The sequence below is a fragment of the Natronoarchaeum sp. GCM10025703 genome, assembly GCF_042661985.1.
Taxonomy (GTDB): domain Archaea; phylum Halobacteriota; class Halobacteria; order Halobacteriales; family Natronoarchaeaceae; genus Natranaeroarchaeum.
Window position 1 is genome coordinate 92,181 of sequence record NZ_JBHSZF010000002.1, and the last position, 21,771, is coordinate 113,951.

The following is a 21,771-nucleotide window of genomic DNA, read 5'->3' on the forward strand; positions in this document are numbered from 1 at the left end:
TACCTTCGAGGCGTCCGCTCCGGTCGGCTCGTTCCGACAGAATCTCACTCCTCGGCTGACTCTGCGCTCGTCTCGAAGACGACCCACTCGGCATGTGCGTTCGGATCGTCAGGGATGTACGTCCCCCTGTTCCCGCAGTCCGTGACGAGCCGGCAGACCGAGCGCTCGGGCGGCCAGACGGCCTCGATGCCCTCGCTGGATGCCCGGACCGTCGTCTCCTGTCGATAGGTGAATGTCGATCCCGACGGATCGACGAGGGTCACCGTCATGGTGACGACGTCGCCGTCCGGGTCGACCGGGATGGAGGCGTTCGGAGCGCCGGCCAACCGTGCCGAATCGCCGTCGAGCGACCAGTCCACCGTGAGCGATTCGTTGGGATCAGTCACGGCGTATCCCACACGGTCGGACCCACCGGCGACTCCGCCATCAGGGCTCTCTCCGCCCGCGGTCTCGAGGCGGATCCGCGCTTGGTCGACGCGGTCCGGGATGCCGACGGTCGTCTCCGCATCGAGCCGTGGTCCTTCCCGGACATCGAGCGTCTCCAGTTTCGGAACGACGCGTTCGTATGGGTTCGGCGTCCACTCGCCCTGATACCCGTACCGATAGAGAGTCCGGTCCGGGTATGCATCCAGCACCGCAAAGTCCTCGCTCGGATCGCGGTCGAGCGCGTACACGACCTCTCCGTCCAGCCCGGGATCGTTCCGGAGCGCCTGGAAGGGGTGGTTCTGCCACTCGCCATACGGTGTTGGGACGAATACGAGCGCGTTATCAAACGATTCCGACTCGATCGGCTCGTAGGCCGCATCGTATTTGTCGGCCTGCACCGAGTGCCGGTCCAGGGGAGCGCCGACCGCAGCCGCAGCCGCGAGAGTCCCGCTGAGGACGACGAGGACGGCCGCCACGGCGACGACCGTCCGCGCCGTCTGCGGGGTGACACGGGTAGCGAGCCGTTGCCGGACCCCGGCGAGCGCCCGGCCACCTGCGACGACGGCGACGCCGCCGAAGACAGACAGCGGGACGAGAAGATCGAAGTGATAGACCGGGCCGAAGCTCGCGACGAATCCGTCAGTTGGGTCCGAGATCGTCGCGAGGAGGTTGTGAGTGCCCCAGAAGAACAGGTTCCCGACCACCACCGTGACGACCACACCGCCGAGGAGGAGCCCGGCAATCCGCTCGAATCGGCGGTCATCAGCGGTGGAGTCGGTGGCCCCGTGGTCGTCGCCCTCCGAATGGTCGGCGGCGAGCGCCCGTTCCCCGAGCAGCCAGTGCCGCGCGGCTGCCCGCCGCCGACGAGTGCGAGTGCCGCGCCGACGGGACCGGCGACGAGCCAGCGTGTTGCGAGATACCACAGCGCGTAGCCATTCGTGCGGAGCGCCAGCCCGGGCGTGTAGTCGATCGAATGGTCGAGGATCCGTCGCTCACCGAATCCGGGGCCGTCCATCGGGGCGAACGCCTCGTAGGGGAACGTTAGCGGGGAGCCAGTCAGGCGGAGGTTGTACGCGAGGGTGACGCCCACGAACAGCACCCCGAACAGTGCAGTGAGCCCATGGCGGTTGATCGGGTCGGGAAGGCCCCGGAGCCCCCTGTTCACGAGTGGAGTGAGTCCCTCGGCCCGAACCGCCGAAACGACCTGGACGAGCGCGTGGCCGATGAACGGGGCCGCGAACAGCACTGCCGTGAACGGCCGGGCGAAGAACGCAAGCCCGATAGCGACGCCCGCAACCCCTGCAGCCAGAACCGATCGGTCACGGACGCTTCGGAGGTACGCGACCGCGAACAGCAGGTTCAGGAACGTGGTAGGGGCGTACGGGAGGAAGACGGACGAGGTGACGACCGCCATCGGCGAGGCTGCGAACAGGACGGCGGCCGCGAGCCCGACCCGTCGGTCGAAGACCATCGAGCCGAGCAGGTACACGAGCGCCGCGTTACCCGCTGCGATCGCCGCAAGGGTCAGCCGCGGCTCGCCGAACAGTCCCATCGAGACCGCGTACATCGCGGCCGGAACGGGGCTGTACTTCGGATAGAGCCTGCCGCCATCTTCAATGAAGAACCACGGGCGAAAGGCGCCGACTGCTCGCCAGCATGCAACTCTGCTGCCCGGACAGAAGCATCGCGGCCTGCGTGAGGTAGACACCTTCGTCGTGGTTAATCGAGTGATGCGCGAAGACGGTCGCGGCAAGAACGAAGGTGAGGATACCCGTCGCACAAGCGACGAAGACGGCCGCGAACGTCAGGCGGTCCGCTCGGGCGACCTGCTCGCGGCCGTAGCTCGCGAGTCGTCGTGCGAACCGGCGTGGACGAAGGAGGGCCGAAAGGGACGACACGGATGTCGGTGGCGGAACTCTATACCTCGACGCCGGCCTCACGCATGAGGTCGACCGTTTTTTCGAGATCGGATAGCTCCGTCAGGTCGATCTCGGGGACGTCGAGTTCGTCAATCGTCGGTAGATCGCCGATCGGCTCGACATCCGGGATCAGCGGGTACTCGAACGTCGTTCGGGCGAAGTAGTCCTGCGCCTCGGCCGACAGCAGGTGTCGGATGAAGTTCTCTGCGAGGGTGGGGTCGTTGGCTGTATCGACTACCGTGGCACCGGCGACGTTGAACACTGCGCCGGCGTCGCCCTCGGTGAACTCGGTGCCGATCGAGGCATCCGGGTTGCCATCCAGGACGCGCTGGATGTAGTAGTGGTTCGTGAACGCGGCGTCGATCTCCTCGTTGGCGATCGCCTCACAGGCGGCGAACTCGCTGGGGTAGCTGCTGATGCCGGAATCGACGACTGCCTCTAGCCAGTCGAGGGTGGCCTCCTCGCCTTCGATGAGCCGCATTGCAGTGACGAATGCCTGACAGGAGCCGTAGGAAGGGGCCCAGCCAAGGTCGCCGGCGAACTCATCAGGGTACGCCATGATGTCCTCTGGCACCTCGTCCTCGGAGAACGTCTCGTTGTCGAACGGTACGGCGCGTGCCCGCCCGGACGTGCCGATCCAGTCGTCGGTGTGGAACTCCGCCCGGACCATCTCGGTGATATCCGACGAAAGTGCCTGTGTGCGCCCCTCGTTGGCGAGCGCACCGAGTGCGCCTGCGTTGACCGAGTAGAAGACGTCGGCCGGGGAGCCGTCTCCTCGTTTGCGATCTGGTTCACGAGATCAGTAGAGCCGCCGTAGCGCTTCGTCAGATCGAAGTTGTCGTACAGGTTATCGATGTAGTCGAGCAGTTCGCCGACGAGGAACTCCCCCGACCGGAGTAGACGTGGAGTTCGCCCTCCAGATCCGGCATCTCGTCCATCGAAGTGCCGCCCGGGGCGTCACGCCCCTCCCGTCCCGATCCAATCTGTCCGATATTACTCTCCGGTTCATCGTCGTCGCCGCCCAGACAGCCGGCGAACCCGGCGGCACCGAGCGCGCCCGCCGTTGCCAGGAACCGGCGTCGGTCGACATCGTTCTCGTTTCGTAGGTGTCTCGTCATTGTTTTTAGGTTTACCTAAATCGTTTTAGTGGTGTCGGTTTAGTCGTCGGCAACCGCCGGCGTTCGCCTGAGGGCGTCGAGGCAGTCGAGCCAATCGCGCATGTATTCGCCGACGTGGGTAAAGAACGCACCGTTTCGGTACTCGTCGAACTCGCCGTCTGCAAGCCGGTCAGCCATCGCGGCGTATACCGCGGCGTAGCTTTCGGCATCAGTTCCGGCGTCATCGACGAGTTCCCAGAGGTGCTCGTTGAGTTCGAGCCCGGCGACCTCGTTGTGGAGGTCGTCGAACGTCGATCGAGCGGCCTTGTTGTGCTCACAGAGCGGGCGGCCGTTGTAGATCCGTCCGCCCACATCGCAGGCGCGTTTGAGGAACACCCCGCTCCAGATGTCGTCGAACCGTCCGACGTCCCACTCGTTGTCGTCCATCGGAAGCTGGTAGAACGCGGGGATTACTTCTCGCCGGAAGGCGAGGTTCATCGAACAAACGGTCAGGTAGTTGCCGCGAGCGGCGACGAAATCGTGGTCGAACTCCTCCGCGGTCGTCCGCGTCTGGGCCTGACCCTCCAGGTCCCCGTCCATCAGGATCCGGACCGCATCGAGGTCGGGGACGTTCGTCCAAAGTCCCTGTGAGGCGACGACTTCGCCGCCTTCGATATCGACCGTATCCGTCTCGACTGTCTCATCCATCGCCGAGTAGGGGTAGCCACGCGGGTAGAGCCCGTGCTCGTCGGCGTTCTGGTAGAGAACGTTTACCCAGTTCTTGTCCGACTGGACGCGCTCGACTGACCCCTCGAACGCGAGGTTCTCCATGTGTTGCCCGAAGTAATCCTCGTCCTCGTGCGGGAGCGTATCATCGTCGATGAACAGTCCGTACTCGAAGCTCTCGTCGGCCCACATGTACAACAGCCCAAAGCTCGTCTCGGCGTGGCTTGCGGCTGGCACGACGTGACCGTACTGCTCGATGTCATTCGCATCGTACCATTCCTCGCGCCGACTGCCGTCGAAGACTTCACCGGAAACCCCGAGATCATCGAGCATCGACTGCATCTCGTCGACATCACAGAAATCCTCCGTGACGAGAACGAAGTGGAGCCGCGAGATATCGAACCCGTGCTCGCGGGCGTTCTCCACGTACGAGCGAAGACACTCGTACTCTCGAATCGTCGGGACGATCACGCAGATGTCCCGTTGTACTACCTCTGAACGGTTCCCGGTCATACATTCGAATTCTTAGGCTGACCTAAAAGTCTGATGGTTCGGCATTGGAACTATCGCTGTCCTCGGGCGTGAACGTCGGCGAGACGTTGAACGCGACAGCCACGAGGCCCCCACCGCCGAGCGTGACGGCGTTTTTCAACGCGTGATCGAGGATCGCTGCGGCGAGCGCCGTTTCCACCGGAATCACCGTCGTACTGACGACTAATCCGGTAAAGGCCGCCTCGTAAAGCCCGATCCCGCCCTGTGAGAGCGGGAGCACTTTCGCAAGGTTACCGACGGTAACGGCCAGCGTTCCGACGGTCAAAAGCGTCACTGGGGAGACGAGGCCGCCGACCGGTCCGCCCACGAGTGCGGCGAGTACGAAGACTGCGGTCAAAACGTCCAGCGCCCACACGACCGTGCTCCAGAGATAGACCGTCCCGAGGCTACGGGGATCGGCGGCAACGACGCGAACGGCCGCTCCGAACCGTATCAGAGCGTCGACGACCTTCACCATGCGCGGCCGCCGAACACGGTCGCGGAACACGGGACCAAACTCTCTATCGCTGCTGGCCGCCGCGAGAGTCAGGGCCGAGAGAGCCACGGCCACGGCCGCGATCACTGCTGCGCCCATGACGGCGGTTATCGGTTCGACCGATCCGACTGATTCGGCCGACCTGATCGACCGACCATCCAAAAGCAAGAAGGCGAACGCGACGCCGCCAAGGGTGGCAAGCGCAACGAGATCGAACGTACGCTCGACGGCGAGCGAGGCGACGCCCGTTGGATAGGGCACGTCACGCTGATCGTTGAGCAGATAGGCACGGATCCCGTCGCCGGCGCGCGCCGGAATGACCAGATTCGCGGTCTGACTAGCGAATACGATCGCAGTAAGGAAGCCGGTTCGACAGTGATACTCCATGGCCCCGAGCACGTCGCGATACCGTCGTCCCCTGACCGGCCACGAGAGGAGGTAGGCGACGAGGGCGGCCCCCAGAAGCGCCGGGTTGGCCTCGACCACTGCCGTGATCACCGCGCCTATGTCGGCGTTTCGGGCGAAGAGTACGCCCCCAAGAACGAGAACGAGCACCGTGCCAAGGACTGTGAGGCGCTTGCGCGAGAGGTGGTTGCCCATCCACGCCCGAAAGTTGCGACCGGTCATTTCTGCGTGGTCGCGTGCCTGAAGCGACGCGTGATCGGATGTCGGACGCTCCCTACGCAAGCACACGCTGGAGTGGGCGAGCGTAGATATCCGGGCGTCGCGCCGGTTTGAGGGCGTTCAGGCGACTGTTCGCCGGTCATGCAGTGATTTAGGTCGCCCTAAACATATATCGCTGACGATTTATTCATCTCAAGAGAATCCTCACCATTCCACCAGCGAGGGGGCGTTGGCCGGGAATCTGGGGAGGATACCGTCCGTTCTTCATCGTTCAGCAACAGTGGTACGTATGGACAAAAACACTCATCAGGGAGTTGCTTGCTGACCACTCGCGGAACCGTTCAGATTATCGGTGGCATTTGGTAGTGTTCAGTCAGATTCGATAGCACTGGCAAGGACGTGCTGAGTGATACTCACACTACCGCTGGGCAACTGCCTGCCCGTGTTGCTACTGTGATTTTGATGCAGCCCACCCATCTCTGACACACCACTCCGCACAGTGGTACAGTATTGAGTCAGTCGGGTCTGACGACTCCTTGCCGAATCCTGTTTCTGCTTGTGAGCCGTGGACTGAACGCCAGTCGAACGGGCACCTGTATCTCCGTCCACAACAGGCGATGGAAAACTGGCGTGATTTCCTGTCTCCGTATAGGCGACAGGTTTCGCCGCTTCCATCTTGCTGTCTGAAAGGTACTTTCGACCGACGTTGATCGCGCCAACCACGTCACGGTCGCACTCGTAGCCGCAACCGGGACAGTGGAAGTGACCACCGTGACGACACTCAGTATGGTCGTCTGGGGCTTTCACCGTCTCACCACGTTCGCCACATCGAGGACAGTATCGGCTTGTGCCCCACGGATTCACCGACTCAACCTCAACACCCACGAGTTCAGCTTTGTATTCGGCTAACTCTAATAGGTCGCCTCTCGCCCACGTCGATATTGAGTGGGCAAGTGTTCCATCTACGTCGGGCGATTCAATCTGTCCGAGCGATTCAAACACGATCGTCTCACACTCATAGTGTATAGCCAGCCAGACCAACTGGTTCGCTACGTCGTGTTGAATCTGGGTTCGCAGGCATGTTTCCTTCCGTCGGAGATGTTCGTATTCACTATGGAGGTGGTTGAATCGGTCAGTATGTGCCTTCCCCTGTTTCCGCAGGGCAGCCAACCGGTCGTTGATTCCCTCGGCCTCTGTCGTCAACCTGAACAGTTTTTGCTTATTCGGATGATCGATAATCTCCGGCGGGGCGACCTGTCCCTTATCGCCATCCACAACCACCGCCGTGGTCTGTTTCTTCACACCGAGATCAACAGATAAAACACGGTTATCGATGGTTTCGGTGTCTTGTTCGGGTATCTCCACCGGCACGTCGAGCGTATAACCGCATTCTGATTTGTGGAGTGTCGGCGCACCCATCGCCCCGTGTTCAAGCATATTGGCCAACCGAGAGTGAACTGGGAAGGTGATTTTGTGGTCACTCCAATCGAGGTATGAGTCGGGGGTGAGTGAGTTTGGGGCGTTCAGAGTAGCTTGCAGGTGTCCATTTTCGATTGTGACTTGGTGGATGTGGTGGTCACCTTTGTCGGGAGCATACGGCAGTGTACCATTCGGCTCCGGCGTTTCTACCATATCGGTATAACAGTCGGGAAACGCACCGTGACAGTCGTAGTAGTTGTTTAACTGTTCAACTACTGACTCAAGGATGCCCCACTGGAGATATGGACTATCCTCGGTGAATAGCCGATCTCGGAGTTTCTCCCAACCAATCGTCTTGATTTTCCGTTGCTCGACTGTTTCGGTAACGAATTGGAACGCCTGATACTCGTCGGCGTGTGCTTCAAGCACGCTCGTCACTCGCTGGTACACGCACCGCTTGAACCGACTATACAGGTATTCATCGACGCCATTAAAAGCATCATACACGTCGTCACGGATGTACGTGTAGGACTGTCCACTGTGACTGGTCACGCCTGCTATGTGGGTTGCTGTCCAATACTCATCTACGAGTAACCGGCCTGCGTGGTGTTCGACCAGTGTAGTGAGTCGGTCACAGGCGTCGGTATATTCGTCGGGGATGTGGAACTGTTCGGTGAGTTGCATTAGTCTGAGTTGTCGGGGTCTGGTTCGGAGACACGCACGAGTTTGACGGTGGCTCCTTCCCATGCAACAGGGGCATAGACGTGTGCGCCGCCACTCCCGAACGCTTTGACCTCTTTTTCGAGGATTTCCTCACCCTCAATTTCGTAGCTGTCAGGCATGAGTCTACATATGTCTTACATATGCAAAATATATTTTGATACGGGATACACCCATATCATACTATATTACCTAACAGTTGGCTACCCCTGAACTCCGATACGGAGTGGAACTCGAGTCATCTCCGGGCAAAAGGGCCCGGCGCTAGTCGATCACAACTGTCAGGAAGGAAACTATGTGTGCGGGGCCGAAAAGAGGGGGTATATGATGAGCATCGACGAGGCGAGTGCACAGTGTGATGCCGTGCTGACCGAGGTCGAAAACGCGGTTATCGCTGACCGATCGTTTCTCGAAACGGTTCTCCTCGGTGTGCTCGCGCGAGGGCACGTGCTCCTCGAGGACGTCCCGGGAACGGGCAAAACACTGACTGCTCGAAGTATGGCCACCGCGTTGGGCCTGTCGTTCTCACGCGTTCAGTTCACTCCTGATCTCCTCCCGTCGGACGTCACGGGCACTCACGTCTTCAACGAGCGTGATCGTACCTTCGAGTTCAACGAGGGCCCGATTTTCGGGAACGTCGTGCTTGCTGACGAGATCAATCGGGCGCCACCGAAAACCCAGAGCGCACTGCTGGAAGCGATGGAAGAACGGCAGGTCACGGCCGATGGGGAAACCCGTGAACTGCCGGATCCGTTCTTCGTGATTGCGACACAGAATCCCGTCGAACAAGAAGGAACGTTCGCACTGCCCGAGGCACAGATCGATCGGTTTGCCGTGAAAGCCAGTATGGGCTATCCGAGTTACGAGGGTGAGGCGGAACTCCTGTTCCGACGGGCCGACCGAGAGGAACGAAGTCCATCCGTCGAGCCTGTGCTCTCCCCTGATCGTGTTCGTGCGGTACAGCGTGTGCCGGAGACCGTCCGCGTCGACGAGGATCTGATTATGTACATGCTCGATATCAGTCGAGCAACGCGCGACGATTCACGAGTGGCCGTCGGGGTGTCACCGCGCGGCGCACAGCGATTGTTCAGAAACAGCACGAGCGCAGGCAGTTATCGAGGGGCGTGAGTACGTAACGCCGGATATCGTCAAGACGATTGCCAGACCCGTGCTAGCTCATCGACTTGTGTTGACTGCTGATGCACGCGTGAACGACGTGGAGAAGAGAGGTGATCGACAGTGTGCTCGAACGGGTTGAAGTGCCGACTGTCGACTAGCGCAGAGATTCGAGCAAGAGGACTGCGGCGATCAGCAAGAAAAAGAGTGCTGTGATCGGCTGGTTACCGATGCCAGTCACATAGAGACCGTATCCGACACTACTCGTTACGACCCCGACGCCGGTACTCGCAACCACGTGAACGACCTCGATACGTCTGGTGTTAGCATCTCGTCCCAGTTGGCTCCCGATGCTGATCGCATTCGTACCGATATCCCACGCCAGCACTGCTGCGGTGACACTGATCAGCACCGGCGAAACGGCCGCAGTCTGCATACCCGCGAGGATTGCACCCACGAACAGACCGAACGCGCCGAGCGTGACCGCATTATACAGTCCACGAACGAGTCCGACGACGACGAGAACCAGTCCAACCGCTCCGACGACGAGTGCAGGCCACGAGTAGAACGCGCTGACTCCGAACGCTACGACCGCGGCACTCCCAGAGAGCAGGCTGCTAAGCCGTGCTGGATCTCGATCAACGCGGTTCATCTTGACCACCGTTCGTTGAACCGGGCCAGCGTGGCAGCAACCGAGTCGTCCCACGACCAGTCCATGACCGGAATTCCGGTGCCTCGAAGCGTCGAGAGGCGGAGTCGCCGGGCAACCTGTGCGAATCGCTGAGCAGTCGTCCGGCTGGCGGTCGGATCGAGGCTGATAACCGTAACGGGATAGCCGTGCTCGTCGAGTCGTCTGGCGAACTGGCTCCCGTATTCGTCACATAGCGGGGTGAGGAAAATGACCTGAGTGCCTGCGGATAGTCGTTTTCTGAGGTGGTGCTGCTGTCGTATCAACGCTGACTTGGTCTTTGTCGGAACGGGTGAGAACGCCGGATGTGTTGCGAGCAGTTTGCGTGCCGTGTCTCTGTGATCCACACCGGACCCCGGGGCCAGCCAACAGGACTCCTCGCTCAGTGCAGCGATCCCGACCCGATCTCCCGCATCGGCCAGGGTCACGAACAGCTGTCCGGCAGCGTCGACTGCACGATCAACCGCATGCTGTGCATGCGCCTCGGGCGAGAGGTACGCTTCTTCGCGTGTATCGACCACAATGACGACGCTCGCGGCGCGTTCTTTCCGGAATTCGACCGTGGTAAGCTCACCCGTTCGGGCGCGACGGTTCCAATCGATCCGACTCATCTGATCGCCTGGCCGGTACTCTCGGGTTGCATAGAACTCGATCCCGTCTCCGCTGGTCGCCGTCTCGACGCGACCCACCTCCTGGGTGGCCTGTGCTCGAAGGGGGACCGGTTCTGCTAACGCGCGTAGCGCCGGGATACAGGTCAGCGTCGTCTCTGCGCGAAGGATTCGTTCCTGCTCTCTCGCGGACGTAAGATCGCGTGTGATCACTGTCGTTGGACCGAACGTGTGGACGCCTCGACGAGCAGTAATCGAATACGTGAACGACGTACTCTCTCCTGCTCGAAGCGCCGTGCCGATACGCGGTGACGTATCGGTCACAGCCAGCGTTTCTGGCACACCGTCGATGAGACGCAGATCGGCGAGCAACCGATCGCTGTCGTTCGTGATCGTAACAGTTACCTCCACCTCGTCGCCCGGTTCCGGCCGCTCGTCACTGAGCGTCCGGGAGATGGAGACGCTCCCGGGTGGCAACGCTGACGAGCGGGCGTACGCAGCGTAGCCGATGCCGACGACGCCAGCAAGCAGTACCGAAGGCTGCTCGACGAGAATCCCGACGCCGATACCCACGAGCGCAACGCTACTCACGCCGGTCCAGTGTCCCGTCGAGTGTGTTGCACGCATGAGCGCGTCTTTCGCCTTGCCGTCAGATCCGCTGCTGTCGTTGGTCCGTCTCTGAGATGACTCGGTATCGGATTTCGCCTGCAGGTCCTCCTGCTGTCGGGGGTCCTGGGACGTATCGTTGTTCGAGGGAGATGGCACGCCAGCAGCCGCGGCAATCGCGTCGACAGTGTGTCGACCACCGCGCTTGAACGGTGACTCTCGACGAAGCGCGTTCGGAACGCGAACGCGGAGCGGAGGTGTCGGGGCCTGCTCGCCACCGATAAATGCAGCAGCGTACATATCGTCAGTCCACGTTCCTGCCTCGACTGCCGCCTCGGCTTCAGCCGTAGACTGCGACTCGTACTGGCTGAGCACAGTAACGGCAGCCTCACGGAGTCCTTTACGAAGACGAGTCTGGCGATAGTATATCTGTCTGGCGTCGAGAAATCGCTCGAGTTCGCTTTCTAAATCCTCTCCGGGAGGCGGGGTCGCAATCGGGAGTTCCGGGTCAGGAGTCACAGCCTCGTCACGGTCGTCGCGTCTGCGGGCCTGAATAACGCGTACTGCCTGTAGCAGGACCAATCCACCGACCCCCGATACCAGTACCCGATCGAGATTGAACGCTACAAGTCCGGGAGAGACGATTGCAAGTAGACTGAGTCCCAGAGCTACAATCCCGATAGCGAGCGCGAGGCGTCGGTAGTTCACGGATCCTCCTCCGTGTATCGGTTCTCGATCCGTCGGAAGATGCTGATCGCCTGGCGTTCGCGCTCGTCGGACGGCTGTGCGTTTCCGTACCGAACGTCCTCGAACAGACGGGTGAGTTCGGTGACGTCCTCACGGCCGAGACCTGTCTCGACGGCAGCAGCAGCGAACTCTCCGGGCGTGCTCGTTTCGGGGTTGTCGACGTCGGTCAGTTCCACCATCTCACGCCAGGTCTTGTACACCTCATTATCGACGTCCACCTCCCCTTCGAGCCGGTCGGCAGCGCGTCCTGCCGCTCGGCCGATGGCCGCAGCATTCTCACCGCCGCCAGTAGACTCCTCAATAGACTCGTCGGTGTCGCCAGTTTTTCTCCTCGACAGCGCAACGAGACCACCGATGACGGTGAGCCCCAGAACGAGCAGTACGAGTAGTGTTGGTGGGGATGGCTGTGTTGGATCGACGCCGCCACCGTCGCCCCCGCCCTCGCCCCCACCGCCACCGAGTGGAGTTCCGTCTCCTGGCTCCAGTCCCGGGAGCCCCGACGAGATAGTTGCCGTATCCAGAATTCCGGAGAGCAGGTACAATAGTACGAGCGAGGCGACGATTGCGAGGAAGACGCCGATAGCTTGTCGCCGATAGATAATCACGTAGGCAATGACCGCTATCGTCAGGATAATGGCGAGAATCGTGAGTATTTCGCTGAGGTACGGAATCGTCACTGTTTCGCTGGGAGGTGTTTCCGATTGCGGGACTGGTAGTATTCCGCTGCCGCCGTCACCCCCACCGCTACTAGCTCCGTCTCCACCGCCACCTTCGGGGAGGACCGTCGAGTCGAGCGTTGCTGCGGCGTACGCGACTGCAAAAATGGCCAGTCCGGCGATGATCGCCGATCGGGTGGATTCATTCATCGAGTCCGAATCTGGCCCCCGGTTTGTGACGATACGATCGCATCGTGTGATTACTACCTGTATTGTCAACGTCAAGAACCTTGCTACACAACCGGGGATGGTTCGGTCGGAGGGAGGCCGTGAGCGGCTGAATCACGAAATTCAGGCGCTCGTCGACGTAATCGAGTCGCAGTCTCGCCAGTGTCAGTGTTCGTATCTCTTGTTGTAAAGCTGAGAGTAGTGGTGACTTTGTTGGTTAAGAATGTGCGGTTGTTGGTTAACAGAGCAGGTACAGCCAACCGCTCGCTGGCGCGCCAACAGAAAGCCCCTGAGTATGTTCGAAAGGCGAGTTAGTGAACATTTTTATTCGATGAATCAAACACTATACGTATGTCTCCTTTGGGGGTTTCCTTCGGTCGTTTCCTCGTCCTGGGCGAGGGAAAACGTATTGACGCTTTGTCTGAGTGGGCCCAAGAGGACAACCGGATGGTTGCTGTCGAAGTCGCAACCGCTGAGTCGACGACGGACGAAGAAATCCAGGAGTGGGAGTTAGACTGTCTTGTCGTGGATAGCGGCGCTGTATCGGTGGACAGTACTGCCGTCATCGAGCGATGGCGTCGCGAACGACCGGACGTGCCCGTCGTGTTGCTCACTGACGAGTGGAGTGCCGAACGCGTCACTGGCGCGTTGTCAAGCGGCGCGACAGCAACGCTCCCGCGGCGACTCGTCGACGAGGATCCGGAACTGCTCGCGGATCGACTGCTCGCGGCTGTCGAATTCGAACACGGCTGGCAGAGCGTTCGAGAACTGTACGATACCGTCACGGGGTTTGCCACGGTTCACGACCCGGAGTCCGGCGAGATGGTCCACGCGAATCAATCGTTCTGTGAGCTACTGGGACACGACCGGGACGTGGTCCTCTCGATGGACGTGGGCGATTTCACAGCGGATGTGTCCGGGTACGACAACGAACGCGCGATGACGGTCGTTTCGCAGGTGGCCGAACAGGACGGTCCGAGCGAGGTCGAGTGGCCGGTGACCACCTCTGACGGGTCGGTCCGATGGGTGGATGCGCGTCTCCACACGGTCCGAATCTGCGGAAGGGAAGTCGTTCTCTCGACGTCAGTAGACATCACCGAGCGCAAGCGAAGAGAGCACGAGTACGAACAGATCTTCAACGGGGTCACCGAGGGAATCGCTATTCAGGACCCCGAAACGGGCGATCTTCTCGACGCGAATCAGACGTTCGTGGACAGGCAGGCTACGACGACGTGGAGACACTCCGAGAAGCAGGTACCGAGGCACTCAGCGTTACCGAGGCTGGGTTTACGAAGGAGAAGGCCCGCCAACTCTGCCAGCGCGTCATGGAGTCCGGAGAGTCCGAGACAGTTGAGTGGCAACAGGAGACGAAAGACGGCGATCGGATCTGGATCGAGGCGACAGTGAATCCGGCGGTTATTGGGGGCGAAGACAGGATCGTTTCGATGCAGCGCGATATCACCAAACGCCGCCGCCGCGAGCGCGAATACGAACAGATTTTCAATAGCGTCAACGACGCAATCGCAATATTCGACCCCGATACCGCCGATATCGTCGATGTCAACGACACCTACCACGAGATGCTGGGTTACGATGACCTCGAGACCCTGCAGGAACTGGGTATCGAGGGGCTCAGCGTGACCGAAGAGGGGTTCACGCGCGAACGCGGGCAAGCGCTCGTCCGGGAGGCAGCTAAAACCGGTCAGCCGAAGATGGTCGAGTGGCGTGGCGAAACGCGTGATGGGGACCAGATCTGGCTGGAGGTGACGCTCGCCCCCGCCGACATCGGCGGCGAAACACGCGTGTTGTCGATGCTACGTGATATTACCGAGCGCAAGCACCGCGAACGCGAGTACGAACAGATCTTCAACGACGTTACTGACGCGATTACCGTTCACGACCCCGAAACGGGTAGGCTCCTCGACGTCAACGACACGATGTGTGAGCTAACGGGCTACGACCGCGAAGCACTGCTCGGCGAAGGGCAAGCAAGCATCAACGTCGCCGAGGAAGGCTACTCCACTGACCGCGCAAAAGAGATCGTTCAGGAGGTCATGGAGCAAAACGAGAAACGGACGCTCGAATGGCTCATGGAGCGAGCGGACGGGGAGCGGCGCTGGCTTGAGGTCAACGCGACGCCAACGACGCTCAACGGGGAGGAACGGTATCTCGCAATCATGCGCGACGTGACCGAGCAACGTCGTACCGAGCGACGACTCCGCGAAATCCTCGAGCGTATCGACGAAGCGATCTATCTCACGCGTGCGGCGGAAATCACGAATCCGACGTTGCGCTCGGACGATCTCGGTGCAGGCTACGAATCGATCTGGGGTGAATCCCTCCAGGGCATTTTTGAGCGCTATGAGAACGGCTTCTTTGATACCCTGCATCCGGACGAAGTCAGCGGCTACAAAGAGTTCATCGATGACCTCGGAGCCGATTTCGACGAGGGAACGTGGGCCGATCGATACAGTCGTGAGTACCGTATCGTTCGGGCGGACCGTGAGATCCGGTGGGTCAGATCGGACTTCTACCCGATCGAGTGGCCCACCGGGTCGCTCCGCATCGTGATCGTCAGCCGCGATATAACTGATCGAAAGGCCCGGGAACGTCGTATCGCCTCGTTCGACGATGCCACGGACGACCTCGCCACGGCTGACACCCGCGCGGAGGCGACGCGGACGGCTGTAACGGCCGCGACTGACTCACTGGAGCTCCCTGCAATCGGTGCGTTCCTCTACGATAGTGACGACGGTGTGTTGCGCCCGGAGGTGCTTGAAGGCCCCTTCCCCTCGGAGGTCGCTACTGATTCGATTGCCCCCGGTGATGGACCGCTGTGGGAAGGCTTTGCGACCGGCACTATCGTCGGCGCGGACAGCACCGGCGACGAATCCGGAACCGTTTCGGAGAGCAACCGAACCCGAGCACTTGCCGAGTTGACGGACTGGCGGGCGATCTCGCTGGGGAACCACGGTATACTGCTGGTGGGGTCACCGGACGACTCACTGGGTTCGGAAACGATTCAGTCGGCCCACGTGCTTGCGGCGACGCTCGAAGCCGCACTCAACCATCAGCGGGGCCAGCAGCAACTTGCTGACCAGGAGGAACAACTACGCACACAGACCGAGCGTGCGGAGCGATTGGATCGGATCGCGCGCCTTGCTCAACAGGTCGAGGCGGCTATCACGGATACATCGAACCCTGGCCAGGTAGAGCGAGCGGTCTGTGACCGACTCGTCAACGCCGGTGCGTACGACCTCGCGTGGATCGGGGGTATGGACGTCGGATCCGTCCGTCTCGCCCCGCGTTCGGTCGTCGGTGCGCCGGAGCAATACGTCGAGGGGATGGACCTGACGACGGCCGAGGACGCCGGTGACCCCCATCCGGCGGTCACGGCCTGGCGGACCGACGAGCCCCGAGTTGCGGACTCTCTCGTCGCGAACGGTCCCGCGGGAGACTGGCGTCAGCGAGCCCTCTCCGAAGGCTATCAGTCCCTGTGTGCAGTCCCACTGACTTACGACGGTGTCACTCACGGCGTGTTGACCGTAGGCACTGACTCGCCGAACACCTTCGGTGACCGCGAGCGCGACGTTCTCGCTCAGCTGGGCCTCTATCGCAAACGCCCTGACTGCCATCCAGCGTCGTCGAGCACTCGAATCCGACGAAACCGTCGAACTGGAGTTTCACGGCGCCGGTGATAGCCTCTCGTTCGCACGCGCTGCGGACGCGGCCGACTGCCGTGTCAGGCACGACCGGACCGTGACCCGACAGGAAGGCGGCGTAAACGTGTATTTCAACTTTGAAGATGACGTCCCCGACGACAGACTTGACACCGCAATGGAACGGTTACAGGGGTCGGCTAGCGTCGTCTCCGAGGCGGCGTCGACACTCGTGGAGGTGAAGACGGACGACTGGTTCGGGTCTCCGCTGGCCGAATACGGCGGCGTGTTGCGCGAGGCGACGGCCGAACCCGGCGAGACGACTGTCACCGTGGAAGTCCCCAGACAGGCCGACGTCCGGTCGTTCGTCGAGCGATTGCAGACAGTCGCACCGTCGCTCGAACTCGTAGCCAAGCGCCAACACCAGCGACAGGACTGGACGCCCGCGGAGCTCAACGACCACCTCCGCGCGGAAATGACCGACCGCCAGTTCGAGGTTCTGAAACTGCCCTGCTGGCGGGGTACTTCGAGTGGCCCCGGGAGAACGACGGCAGCGAGGTGGCGAGCCGACTCGACATCACGCAGCCAACGTTCAACAAACACTTGCGACTCGCAGAAAAGGCGACGTTCACGCTGTTGTTCGATGCCGACGACTAAGAAGTGGTCCGCTGGAATATGAGAATCGACTTATTAGGCTCGGGTAACCACTATGCCGTATATGGGCCGCGACTCATCCGTTTCGAGTGGACGAAATCCGCGGGAAAATATACAGTTCTACCTCCTTGATCACAGGACAGTACCCGGGAAGATCATCGATATCGCCCTGTTGGTGCTGAATCTCGTATTCGTTGCCATTTTTGTCGTCGAAACCTACCCGATTGCGGCCGAGTTGCGATCTTTTCTGTGGAACCTCGAAGTCGGCATCGCGATCGTGTTCTTGGTGGAATATGTCCTGCGGATATACGGGGCTCCCGACCGGAAGGCGGAATTTCTCAACGGATACACAATAGTGGATTTGATCGCTATTCTGCCGACGCTTCTGGTGCTCGTGTTTCCTGTGACCGCTGGCGCGTTGCAAATCGGGTTTTTGCGGGTGATCCGAATCATCCGCGTGTTGCGTTTTTATCGTTTCACCGATGATGCAGAGTTTTTCTTCGGAACAGTTTCGGACAACAGCCTGCGTGCTATGAGGTTGCTGTTGACAGTTGGGGTGCTCCTGTTTATATCCGCCGGGGTATTTTTAAGTGTAGAACGCCCAGCGAATCCCAACGTGACGACGTTCGGTGACGCGTTCTATTACACGGTTATTTCACTTTCAACGACTGGATTTGGCGATATCATCCCCGTCACGACTGCAGGCCGGTGGGTGACCGTTGGCTCGATTCTGGCTGCAATTATAATCATCCCACGACAGGCGAGTAAGATCGTCAGAGAGTGGTCGTCCAGGGACAAGATCAACGTCACATGCCCACAGTGTGGATTGGAGTATCACGATTCGGACGCATCGCATTGTAAGGCCTGCGGGCAGGTCATTTACCAGAAAATCGACTCTCGGGAGTAAGTTTCACAGCTTCACAGGTCAAGATCGGTGACGACAGTCTTTCTAGTCGGCGGAGAACCCTTTTCCTGGATACTGGATGCCCCTAACAGTCAGTGATCGGGCTTTTGTCGACCGGTTTGAGTATATGTGGATGTTGGTACCTGCTACAGTCTAGACCAACCGCGAAAACAATATTAGTCATCGTCCGGTCAACAGGTTCCACCCCTCGAGTGATGGCTGCGCGTCAGATGTAAGTGGGATATGAGATCTCTTTCCAGAGAATCGCCGATCCAGGCCTGTAGCGGTTTGACCTGAGACACTGAACACCAACGCGATTGCCGGGCAAGGTATCTTCCAGCCGAGCCTCTCGGTATGCGGATAGTATTAAGCCCCAGGCAATCAAATGTGTTATCCAAACTGAATGAACGACACTACCAACAGTGAAGGTACGACCACTCCTGAGGTCGGCCCCCAACTCCCCGAATTCGTCGATTGGATAGCCGCTACGGTCATTGCATTGATCGGCGTTGCTCTCACGGTTGGAGGGACTGCCCTCGCCTTCGCCGTCGACCGAGATCTGCTCGAAAGCGGCGTTGAATCCGGCCAAATCACGGTGATCGTCTTCGAACGAGATCTCACGGAGGCGGAGATGCTCGAATTCACTCAAGAAATCGTGACATGGACAGGCTGGGGGCTCTTGGTGACAGGTATCGGCTTGGTCCTCTTTGCGATCGGGTACGTGGTCGTCCGTCACCGCGCGTATCGACAGCTTCCGGATGACGAGTCGGCCGGGTCGTATCTGTCGTCCGCCGTGCTCGGTGCTCTTGTCACCGGGATACTGTCCTTTCTCCCGTTCTCGCCCGTCTTCGGTGGCGGGGCCGCGGGGTATCTCGAACGTTATGGGAGCGGCCGCACGGTCAGTGCTGGTGCGCTCTCAGGGTTCCTGGCGATAATACCTGCTCTCGTAATTCTCGTCTTCGTCACTATCGGACTTTACATTGGTTTGGCCGCTGTTCAATATTCGGGCCTCGGAATCGTGGCAGGAGCAGCCATGCTCTTTGGGGTGCTCTTCACCGGGGCGTATGGTACTGCATTCGGTGCTCTCGGCGGATTCGCAGGTGGTCGGTTAGCAGAGTGATTGATATCTGGCCAATCCGAGCTACCTGTTTGAAACCCTGAATTCTGGCAATAGATTCCTTCTTGTTCTTATATTATAAAATTGATAATCACGGTTTTGACCGTGCTGCTCGAACTATTACACATGAGTGATCAGAACACGCTGCGCAACACAGTCCTCGGTGCTATCGTAACGCTGCTCCTCTCGTTCACGACGGTTTCGCCGGTATTAGGGGTGCTCTGGCTGGATACCTCGAGGGGGAGTCTCCCGGCCGCGGCATGAAGGTCGGTGCTATATCGGGCGCGCTAGCGAGTATTCCCTTCATCCTAGTGCTCGGTTTCGGGGTGATCCTATTCTTCGGGATACCGGGAGCAGGGTTCGGTGTTCCTGGTGGTCTAACTAGCCATCATCGTACTATTCATGTTACCTCTGCTGTTCGCCTGGACTATCGGGCTGAGCGCTATCGGTGGCTACCTCGGGGGCCTCCTTCGGGAGAGTTCGCAGCCAGCAACCGGTGACGCGGCCCCGCCGGAACAGGAAGCCTGATCGAGGGCTCAAAGACCGTGTCGGAAGGTCCAGCCTCCATTATGTCGGCGGACGAGAGGGACAGAGTCTCGGGCCTTGGAGGCGTCATTGTCACATCTGATGTGTCATTTTGTGCTTTTAAAAATCATCGTCAATACTCCAGATGCATAGTGTGCCGGCTGGTGATCCAGCGGCACTGAGACCTACTCGAACGCATCCCACTGTAACGTCGATAGCTCAGACTCGACAAACGGTCCGAGCGTGACTGTCCGGAACAGACTGAGTGTGGCCAACAGTGAGTGCGATTGCGCTGGTGTCGGATAACCGTGATCCCCACGAGCGGTCTCGGCTCCACGAAGCAAAGTGTCATACCGCTGTGCACGGCTATTCGTGTAGCTATCGATGGCCTCTGAGACCGAGCTCTCGTTCCGAGTCAGTTCCAAGACCAACGACAGTGCATCTCCGGTGCCGAATGAGTCGTGAAACCCGCCCGCGGGCGCGACGGGGCAAGAGGCAGGCCCGCAGTGAGCCACGCGACCCGTTCCCCACCAAGACCGGTTGGTCTCTCCTCTCTGTCGTTTGTACTGCCGTATTTTCGTCATTTCGGCGGGGTCCAGTTCATCCACCAGATCGACTGGTGACTGCTCATGCAACCGATCGTAGGCTTCGTCGTGCAGTGACGCTTGTAGATTGGAACGAGTCGTCGTGATTCAGAAGCAAACTCCCAGTGTCCGCCCGTGGAAGGCACTGCACAAGACAGTCGGGATACCAACGTTCCTGGATGTGGTTCGTGCTGTTGCTATCCGTTCCGATCACCGTCTCGTGCTGATACAGAACGGTACACTCCGGAGACTCCACTCGGTCAGACTGATGTGACGGATCAACACCACTGCCAGCGTCGACCACAACGTCGAACCACTCGCGCACTCCGTCCTCGAAATCGACGGCGAGCCCATCCGAGTGATGCGTCACCGTGTCGACAGTCCGTCTATCATCGCTCTGACGGTCGGGAAGTTGCTCCGTGAGTGCACGACGAAAGGCCTCTGTCTCCACGACCAGCGGGCGGTTCGGTTCGATACCCGAGTCTGTCGGTAGTTCGAAGGTTCTGTCCTCCCGTGCAGTCGGACCGTAGACGTCGATTCTATCGATGGTGGTGGCATGATCATGCAGCCACTCTCCGACACCGATTGCCTCGAAGACACGACGAACTGGTGGCCATAGATACGTCATTCGGGAGTCGACACTGGGTGTCGTACCCGCTGTGAGCAGTGGATCATACCCGGCGTGATGGAGAACGCAAGCGAGGGTGAGTCCGACTACCGTATCACCAGCCACGAGAACCTGTCGATCCGGACTCCCCCGAATACGTCATGCTGTGGCAGCCGAACCGACGGTGAAGCCGCTGTAGCCTGGGATTCGTCGTTTGATCCGGGTGACGAACCATCCGGCGATGAGTCAGCAGGTAGTCGGTTCTCTATGGAGTCCGATTGGTCCGCGCTATCGTCTTGTACCGCCTCTTCTCGCCACTCGTGGTCGTCTTGAGGCGGCGCAACTGCACGGTATCTGGACCGGTGCCCACGCCTCTGACTGCGGGTCCGACCGATAGGGCAGGCCTGCCTACCAGCCTGTGAACAGCGCCCGGGGACGCTATCTCTCAAGCACGATAGTAGACGGTTCATGTCCGTATCTACTAGCCGTATCTATCTAAAGTGGTGACACTTGTTTCAAACACAGAAACAGTCGCGGTAGGCCCAGGGACGCTCAGTATCTGCAGTGGTCTGATCAATACACCTAGCCGTCGCGTGTAGCGGTGACAACGTTAGTTGTGAGTAGCTTCGAGGGTGTGGGAAATGAAACAGGAATCGAGTTCAAGATGAGCCAACATATACAGCCTGTACAGGATACGCCCTCGGAGGACTCAACAGTGGTTGACCGTGAGCTCACGTCCGAAACGGTTCTGGAACTGTTGAACGCGTCGTACACACAGACAATACTCGAAGCAGTCAGTTCTGAACCCAAATCTGCCCGAGAGCTCACAGCAGACTGTGGTGCTTCACGGCCGACAATCTATCGACGACTCAACAGACTTCAGGACGCTGACCTCGTCGAAACCAGTATGATGTACGATTCCGATGGTCATCATCGGACGGTGTTCAGCGCGACGTTCGAGAAGGTTTCAGTCAAAATGAACGATGCTGGAGTCTCGGTTTCCGTGAGTATCGGGCCAGGCCAGCAGCAAACAGACCATTTTGTGCCGCAGTAGCATCTCAGGGGCTGAAGCTACGTATTCTGTTCCTTCGACCCAGCACACTTCGAGAGTTGA

Annotated in this window: 16 protein-coding genes and 4 pseudogenes; 10 read left to right on the plus strand and 10 right to left on the minus strand. The window is 59.8% G+C overall.

Annotated elements, in window-relative coordinates; translation table 11 throughout:
- Positions 1 to 44: 44 nt before the first annotated feature.
- The 6 genes and pseudogenes from ACFQH2_RS17570 to ACFQH2_RS17595 form a co-directional block, all read right to left on the minus strand.
- A pseudogene (locus tag ACFQH2_RS17570) lies at positions 45 to 2,324 on the minus strand (ArnT family glycosyltransferase).
- Between the two features lie 19 nt (positions 2,325 to 2,343).
- Positions 2,344 to 3,463, minus strand: a pseudogene (locus tag ACFQH2_RS17575) (extracellular solute-binding protein).
- 39 nt (positions 3,464 to 3,502) lie between these two features.
- Positions 3,503 to 4,681, minus strand: coding sequence for an alpha-1 4-glucan-protein synthase (locus ACFQH2_RS17580; protein WP_377077059.1), 1,179 nt, complete (start codon positions 4,679 to 4,681; stop codon positions 3,503 to 3,505).
- Positions 4,682 to 4,703: 22 nt separating this feature from the next.
- Entirely contained in the window at positions 4,704 to 5,822 is a 1,119-nt protein-coding gene (locus tag ACFQH2_RS17585; RefSeq protein ID WP_377050405.1) for a lysylphosphatidylglycerol synthase transmembrane domain-containing protein, read from the minus strand.
- A gap of 366 nt (positions 5,823 to 6,188) precedes the next feature.
- On the minus strand, positions 6,189 to 7,922 hold the full coding sequence (locus ACFQH2_RS17590; protein ID WP_377050407.1) for an RNA-guided endonuclease InsQ/TnpB family protein: 1,734 nt from the start codon (positions 7,920 to 7,922) through the stop codon (positions 6,189 to 6,191).
- The gene (locus ACFQH2_RS17595; protein WP_377050409.1) at positions 7,922 to 8,080 is read right to left on the minus strand and encodes a DUF2080 family transposase-associated protein; all 159 of its coding nucleotides are present in this window, start codon (positions 8,078 to 8,080) and stop codon (positions 7,922 to 7,924) included. The genes ACFQH2_RS17590 and ACFQH2_RS17595 overlap by 1 nt, the downstream gene beginning before the upstream one ends.
- 205 nt (positions 8,081 to 8,285) lie before the next feature.
- Here ACFQH2_RS17595 and ACFQH2_RS17600 point away from each other — a divergent pair.
- Positions 8,286 to 9,235, plus strand: a pseudogene (locus ACFQH2_RS17600) (AAA family ATPase).
- On the opposite strand, the gene ACFQH2_RS17605 reads toward ACFQH2_RS17600, so the two are convergent.
- From ACFQH2_RS17605 to ACFQH2_RS17615, 3 genes are read right to left on the minus strand one after another with little or no spacing between them, the layout of a single operon-like run.
- The gene (locus ACFQH2_RS17605; RefSeq protein WP_377050413.1) at positions 9,232 to 9,726 is read right to left on the minus strand and encodes a DUF7519 family protein; all 495 of its coding nucleotides are present in this window, start codon (positions 9,724 to 9,726) and stop codon (positions 9,232 to 9,234) included. The pseudogene ACFQH2_RS17600 and the gene ACFQH2_RS17605 overlap by 4 nt on opposite strands.
- Positions 9,723 to 11,684, minus strand: coding sequence for a DUF58 domain-containing protein (locus ACFQH2_RS17610; RefSeq protein ID WP_377050415.1), 1,962 nt, complete (start codon positions 11,682 to 11,684; stop codon positions 9,723 to 9,725). The genes ACFQH2_RS17605 and ACFQH2_RS17610 overlap by 4 nt, the downstream gene beginning before the upstream one ends.
- Positions 11,681 to 12,589, minus strand: coding sequence for a DUF4129 domain-containing protein (locus tag ACFQH2_RS17615; protein ID WP_377050417.1), 909 nt, complete (start codon positions 12,587 to 12,589; stop codon positions 11,681 to 11,683). Before ACFQH2_RS17615 ends, ACFQH2_RS17610 begins: the two co-directional genes overlap by 4 nt.
- Before the next feature lie 369 nt (positions 12,590 to 12,958).
- Here ACFQH2_RS17615 and ACFQH2_RS17620 point away from each other — a divergent pair, with 369 nt between their 5' ends.
- The 8 genes and pseudogenes from ACFQH2_RS17620 (at position 12,959) to ACFQH2_RS17655 (ending at position 19,469) form a co-directional block, all read left to right on the plus strand.
- Positions 12,959 to 14,014, plus strand: coding sequence for a PAS domain S-box protein (locus ACFQH2_RS17620; RefSeq protein ID WP_377077060.1), 1,056 nt, complete (start codon positions 12,959 to 12,961; stop codon positions 14,012 to 14,014).
- A complete protein-coding gene (locus tag ACFQH2_RS17625) occupies positions 13,933 to 16,305 on the plus strand; it encodes a PAS domain S-box protein (protein ID WP_377077121.1) in 2,373 nt (790 codons plus the stop codon). The genes ACFQH2_RS17620 and ACFQH2_RS17625 overlap by 82 nt, the downstream gene beginning before the upstream one ends.
- Positions 16,283 to 16,663 (plus strand): annotated as a pseudogene (locus ACFQH2_RS17630) (bacterio-opsin activator domain-containing protein); the annotation flags it as partial. The gene ACFQH2_RS17625 and the pseudogene ACFQH2_RS17630, both read left to right, overlap by 23 nt.
- 161 nt (positions 16,664 to 16,824) lie before the next feature.
- Complete coding sequence (locus tag ACFQH2_RS17635; protein WP_377077122.1) at positions 16,825 to 16,923, plus strand: hypothetical protein; 99 nt, start codon at positions 16,825 to 16,827, stop codon at positions 16,921 to 16,923.
- Between the two features lie 61 nt (positions 16,924 to 16,984).
- Positions 16,985 to 17,827, plus strand: coding sequence for an ion transporter (locus ACFQH2_RS17640; protein WP_377050421.1), 843 nt, complete (start codon positions 16,985 to 16,987; stop codon positions 17,825 to 17,827).
- Positions 17,828 to 18,227: 400 nt separating this feature from the next.
- The gene (locus ACFQH2_RS17645; protein ID WP_377050423.1) at positions 18,228 to 18,944 is read left to right on the plus strand and encodes a DUF5518 domain-containing protein; all 717 of its coding nucleotides are present in this window, start codon (positions 18,228 to 18,230) and stop codon (positions 18,942 to 18,944) included.
- 123 nt (positions 18,945 to 19,067) lie between these two features.
- A complete protein-coding gene (locus tag ACFQH2_RS17650) occupies positions 19,068 to 19,205 on the plus strand; it encodes a hypothetical protein (RefSeq protein WP_377077061.1) in 138 nt (45 codons plus the stop codon).
- Positions 19,206 to 19,343: 138 nt separating this feature from the next.
- The gene (locus ACFQH2_RS17655; protein ID WP_377077131.1) at positions 19,344 to 19,469 is read left to right on the plus strand and encodes a hypothetical protein; all 126 of its coding nucleotides are present in this window, start codon (positions 19,344 to 19,346) and stop codon (positions 19,467 to 19,469) included.
- Positions 19,470 to 20,093: 624 nt separating this feature from the next.
- On the opposite strand, the gene ACFQH2_RS17660 is transcribed toward ACFQH2_RS17655, so the two are convergent.
- Positions 20,094 to 20,678, minus strand: coding sequence for an FAD-dependent oxidoreductase (locus ACFQH2_RS17660; protein ID WP_377077062.1), 585 nt, complete (start codon positions 20,676 to 20,678; stop codon positions 20,094 to 20,096).
- A gap of 595 nt (positions 20,679 to 21,273) precedes the next feature.
- Here ACFQH2_RS17660 and ACFQH2_RS17665 point away from each other — a divergent pair.
- Complete coding sequence (locus ACFQH2_RS17665) at positions 21,274 to 21,711, plus strand: ArsR/SmtB family transcription factor (RefSeq protein WP_377050427.1); 438 nt, start codon at positions 21,274 to 21,276, stop codon at positions 21,709 to 21,711.
- The last annotated feature ends 60 nt before the right edge of the window (positions 21,712 to 21,771 follow it).

Coding starts and splice junctions, on each gene's coding strand:
- ACFQH2_RS17580 (WP_377077059.1), bottom strand. CDS start 4,681: ATGACCGGGAACCGTTCAGAGGTAGTACAACGGGACATCTGCGTGATC.
- ACFQH2_RS17585 (WP_377050405.1), bottom strand. CDS start 5,822: ATGACCGGTCGCAACTTTCGGGCGTGGATGGGCAACCACCTCTCGCGC.
- ACFQH2_RS17590 (WP_377050407.1), bottom strand. CDS start 7,922: ATGCAACTCACCGAACAGTTCCACATCCCCGACGAATATACCGACGCC.
- ACFQH2_RS17595 (WP_377050409.1), bottom strand. CDS start 8,080: ATGCCTGACAGCTACGAAATTGAGGGTGAGGAAATCCTCGAAAAAGAG.
- ACFQH2_RS17605 (WP_377050413.1), bottom strand. CDS start 9,726: ATGAACCGCGTTGATCGAGATCCAGCACGGCTTAGCAGCCTGCTCTCT.
- ACFQH2_RS17615 (WP_377050417.1), bottom strand. CDS start 12,589: ATGAATGAATCCACCCGATCGGCGATCATCGCCGGACTGGCCATTTTT.
- ACFQH2_RS17620 (WP_377077060.1), top strand. CDS start 12,959: ATGTCTCCTTTGGGGGTTTCCTTCGGTCGTTTCCTCGTCCTGGGCGAG.
- ACFQH2_RS17625 (WP_377077121.1), top strand. CDS start 13,933: ATGGAGTCCGGAGAGTCCGAGACAGTTGAGTGGCAACAGGAGACGAAA.
- ACFQH2_RS17640 (WP_377050421.1), top strand. CDS start 16,985: ATGGGCCGCGACTCATCCGTTTCGAGTGGACGAAATCCGCGGGAAAAT.
- ACFQH2_RS17645 (WP_377050423.1), top strand. CDS start 18,228: ATGAACGACACTACCAACAGTGAAGGTACGACCACTCCTGAGGTCGGC.
- ACFQH2_RS17650 (WP_377077061.1), top strand. CDS start 19,068: ATGAGTGATCAGAACACGCTGCGCAACACAGTCCTCGGTGCTATCGTA.
- ACFQH2_RS17655 (WP_377077131.1), top strand. CDS start 19,344: ATGTTACCTCTGCTGTTCGCCTGGACTATCGGGCTGAGCGCTATCGGT.
- ACFQH2_RS17660 (WP_377077062.1), bottom strand. CDS start 20,678: ATGACGTATCTATGGCCACCAGTTCGTCGTGTCTTCGAGGCAATCGGT.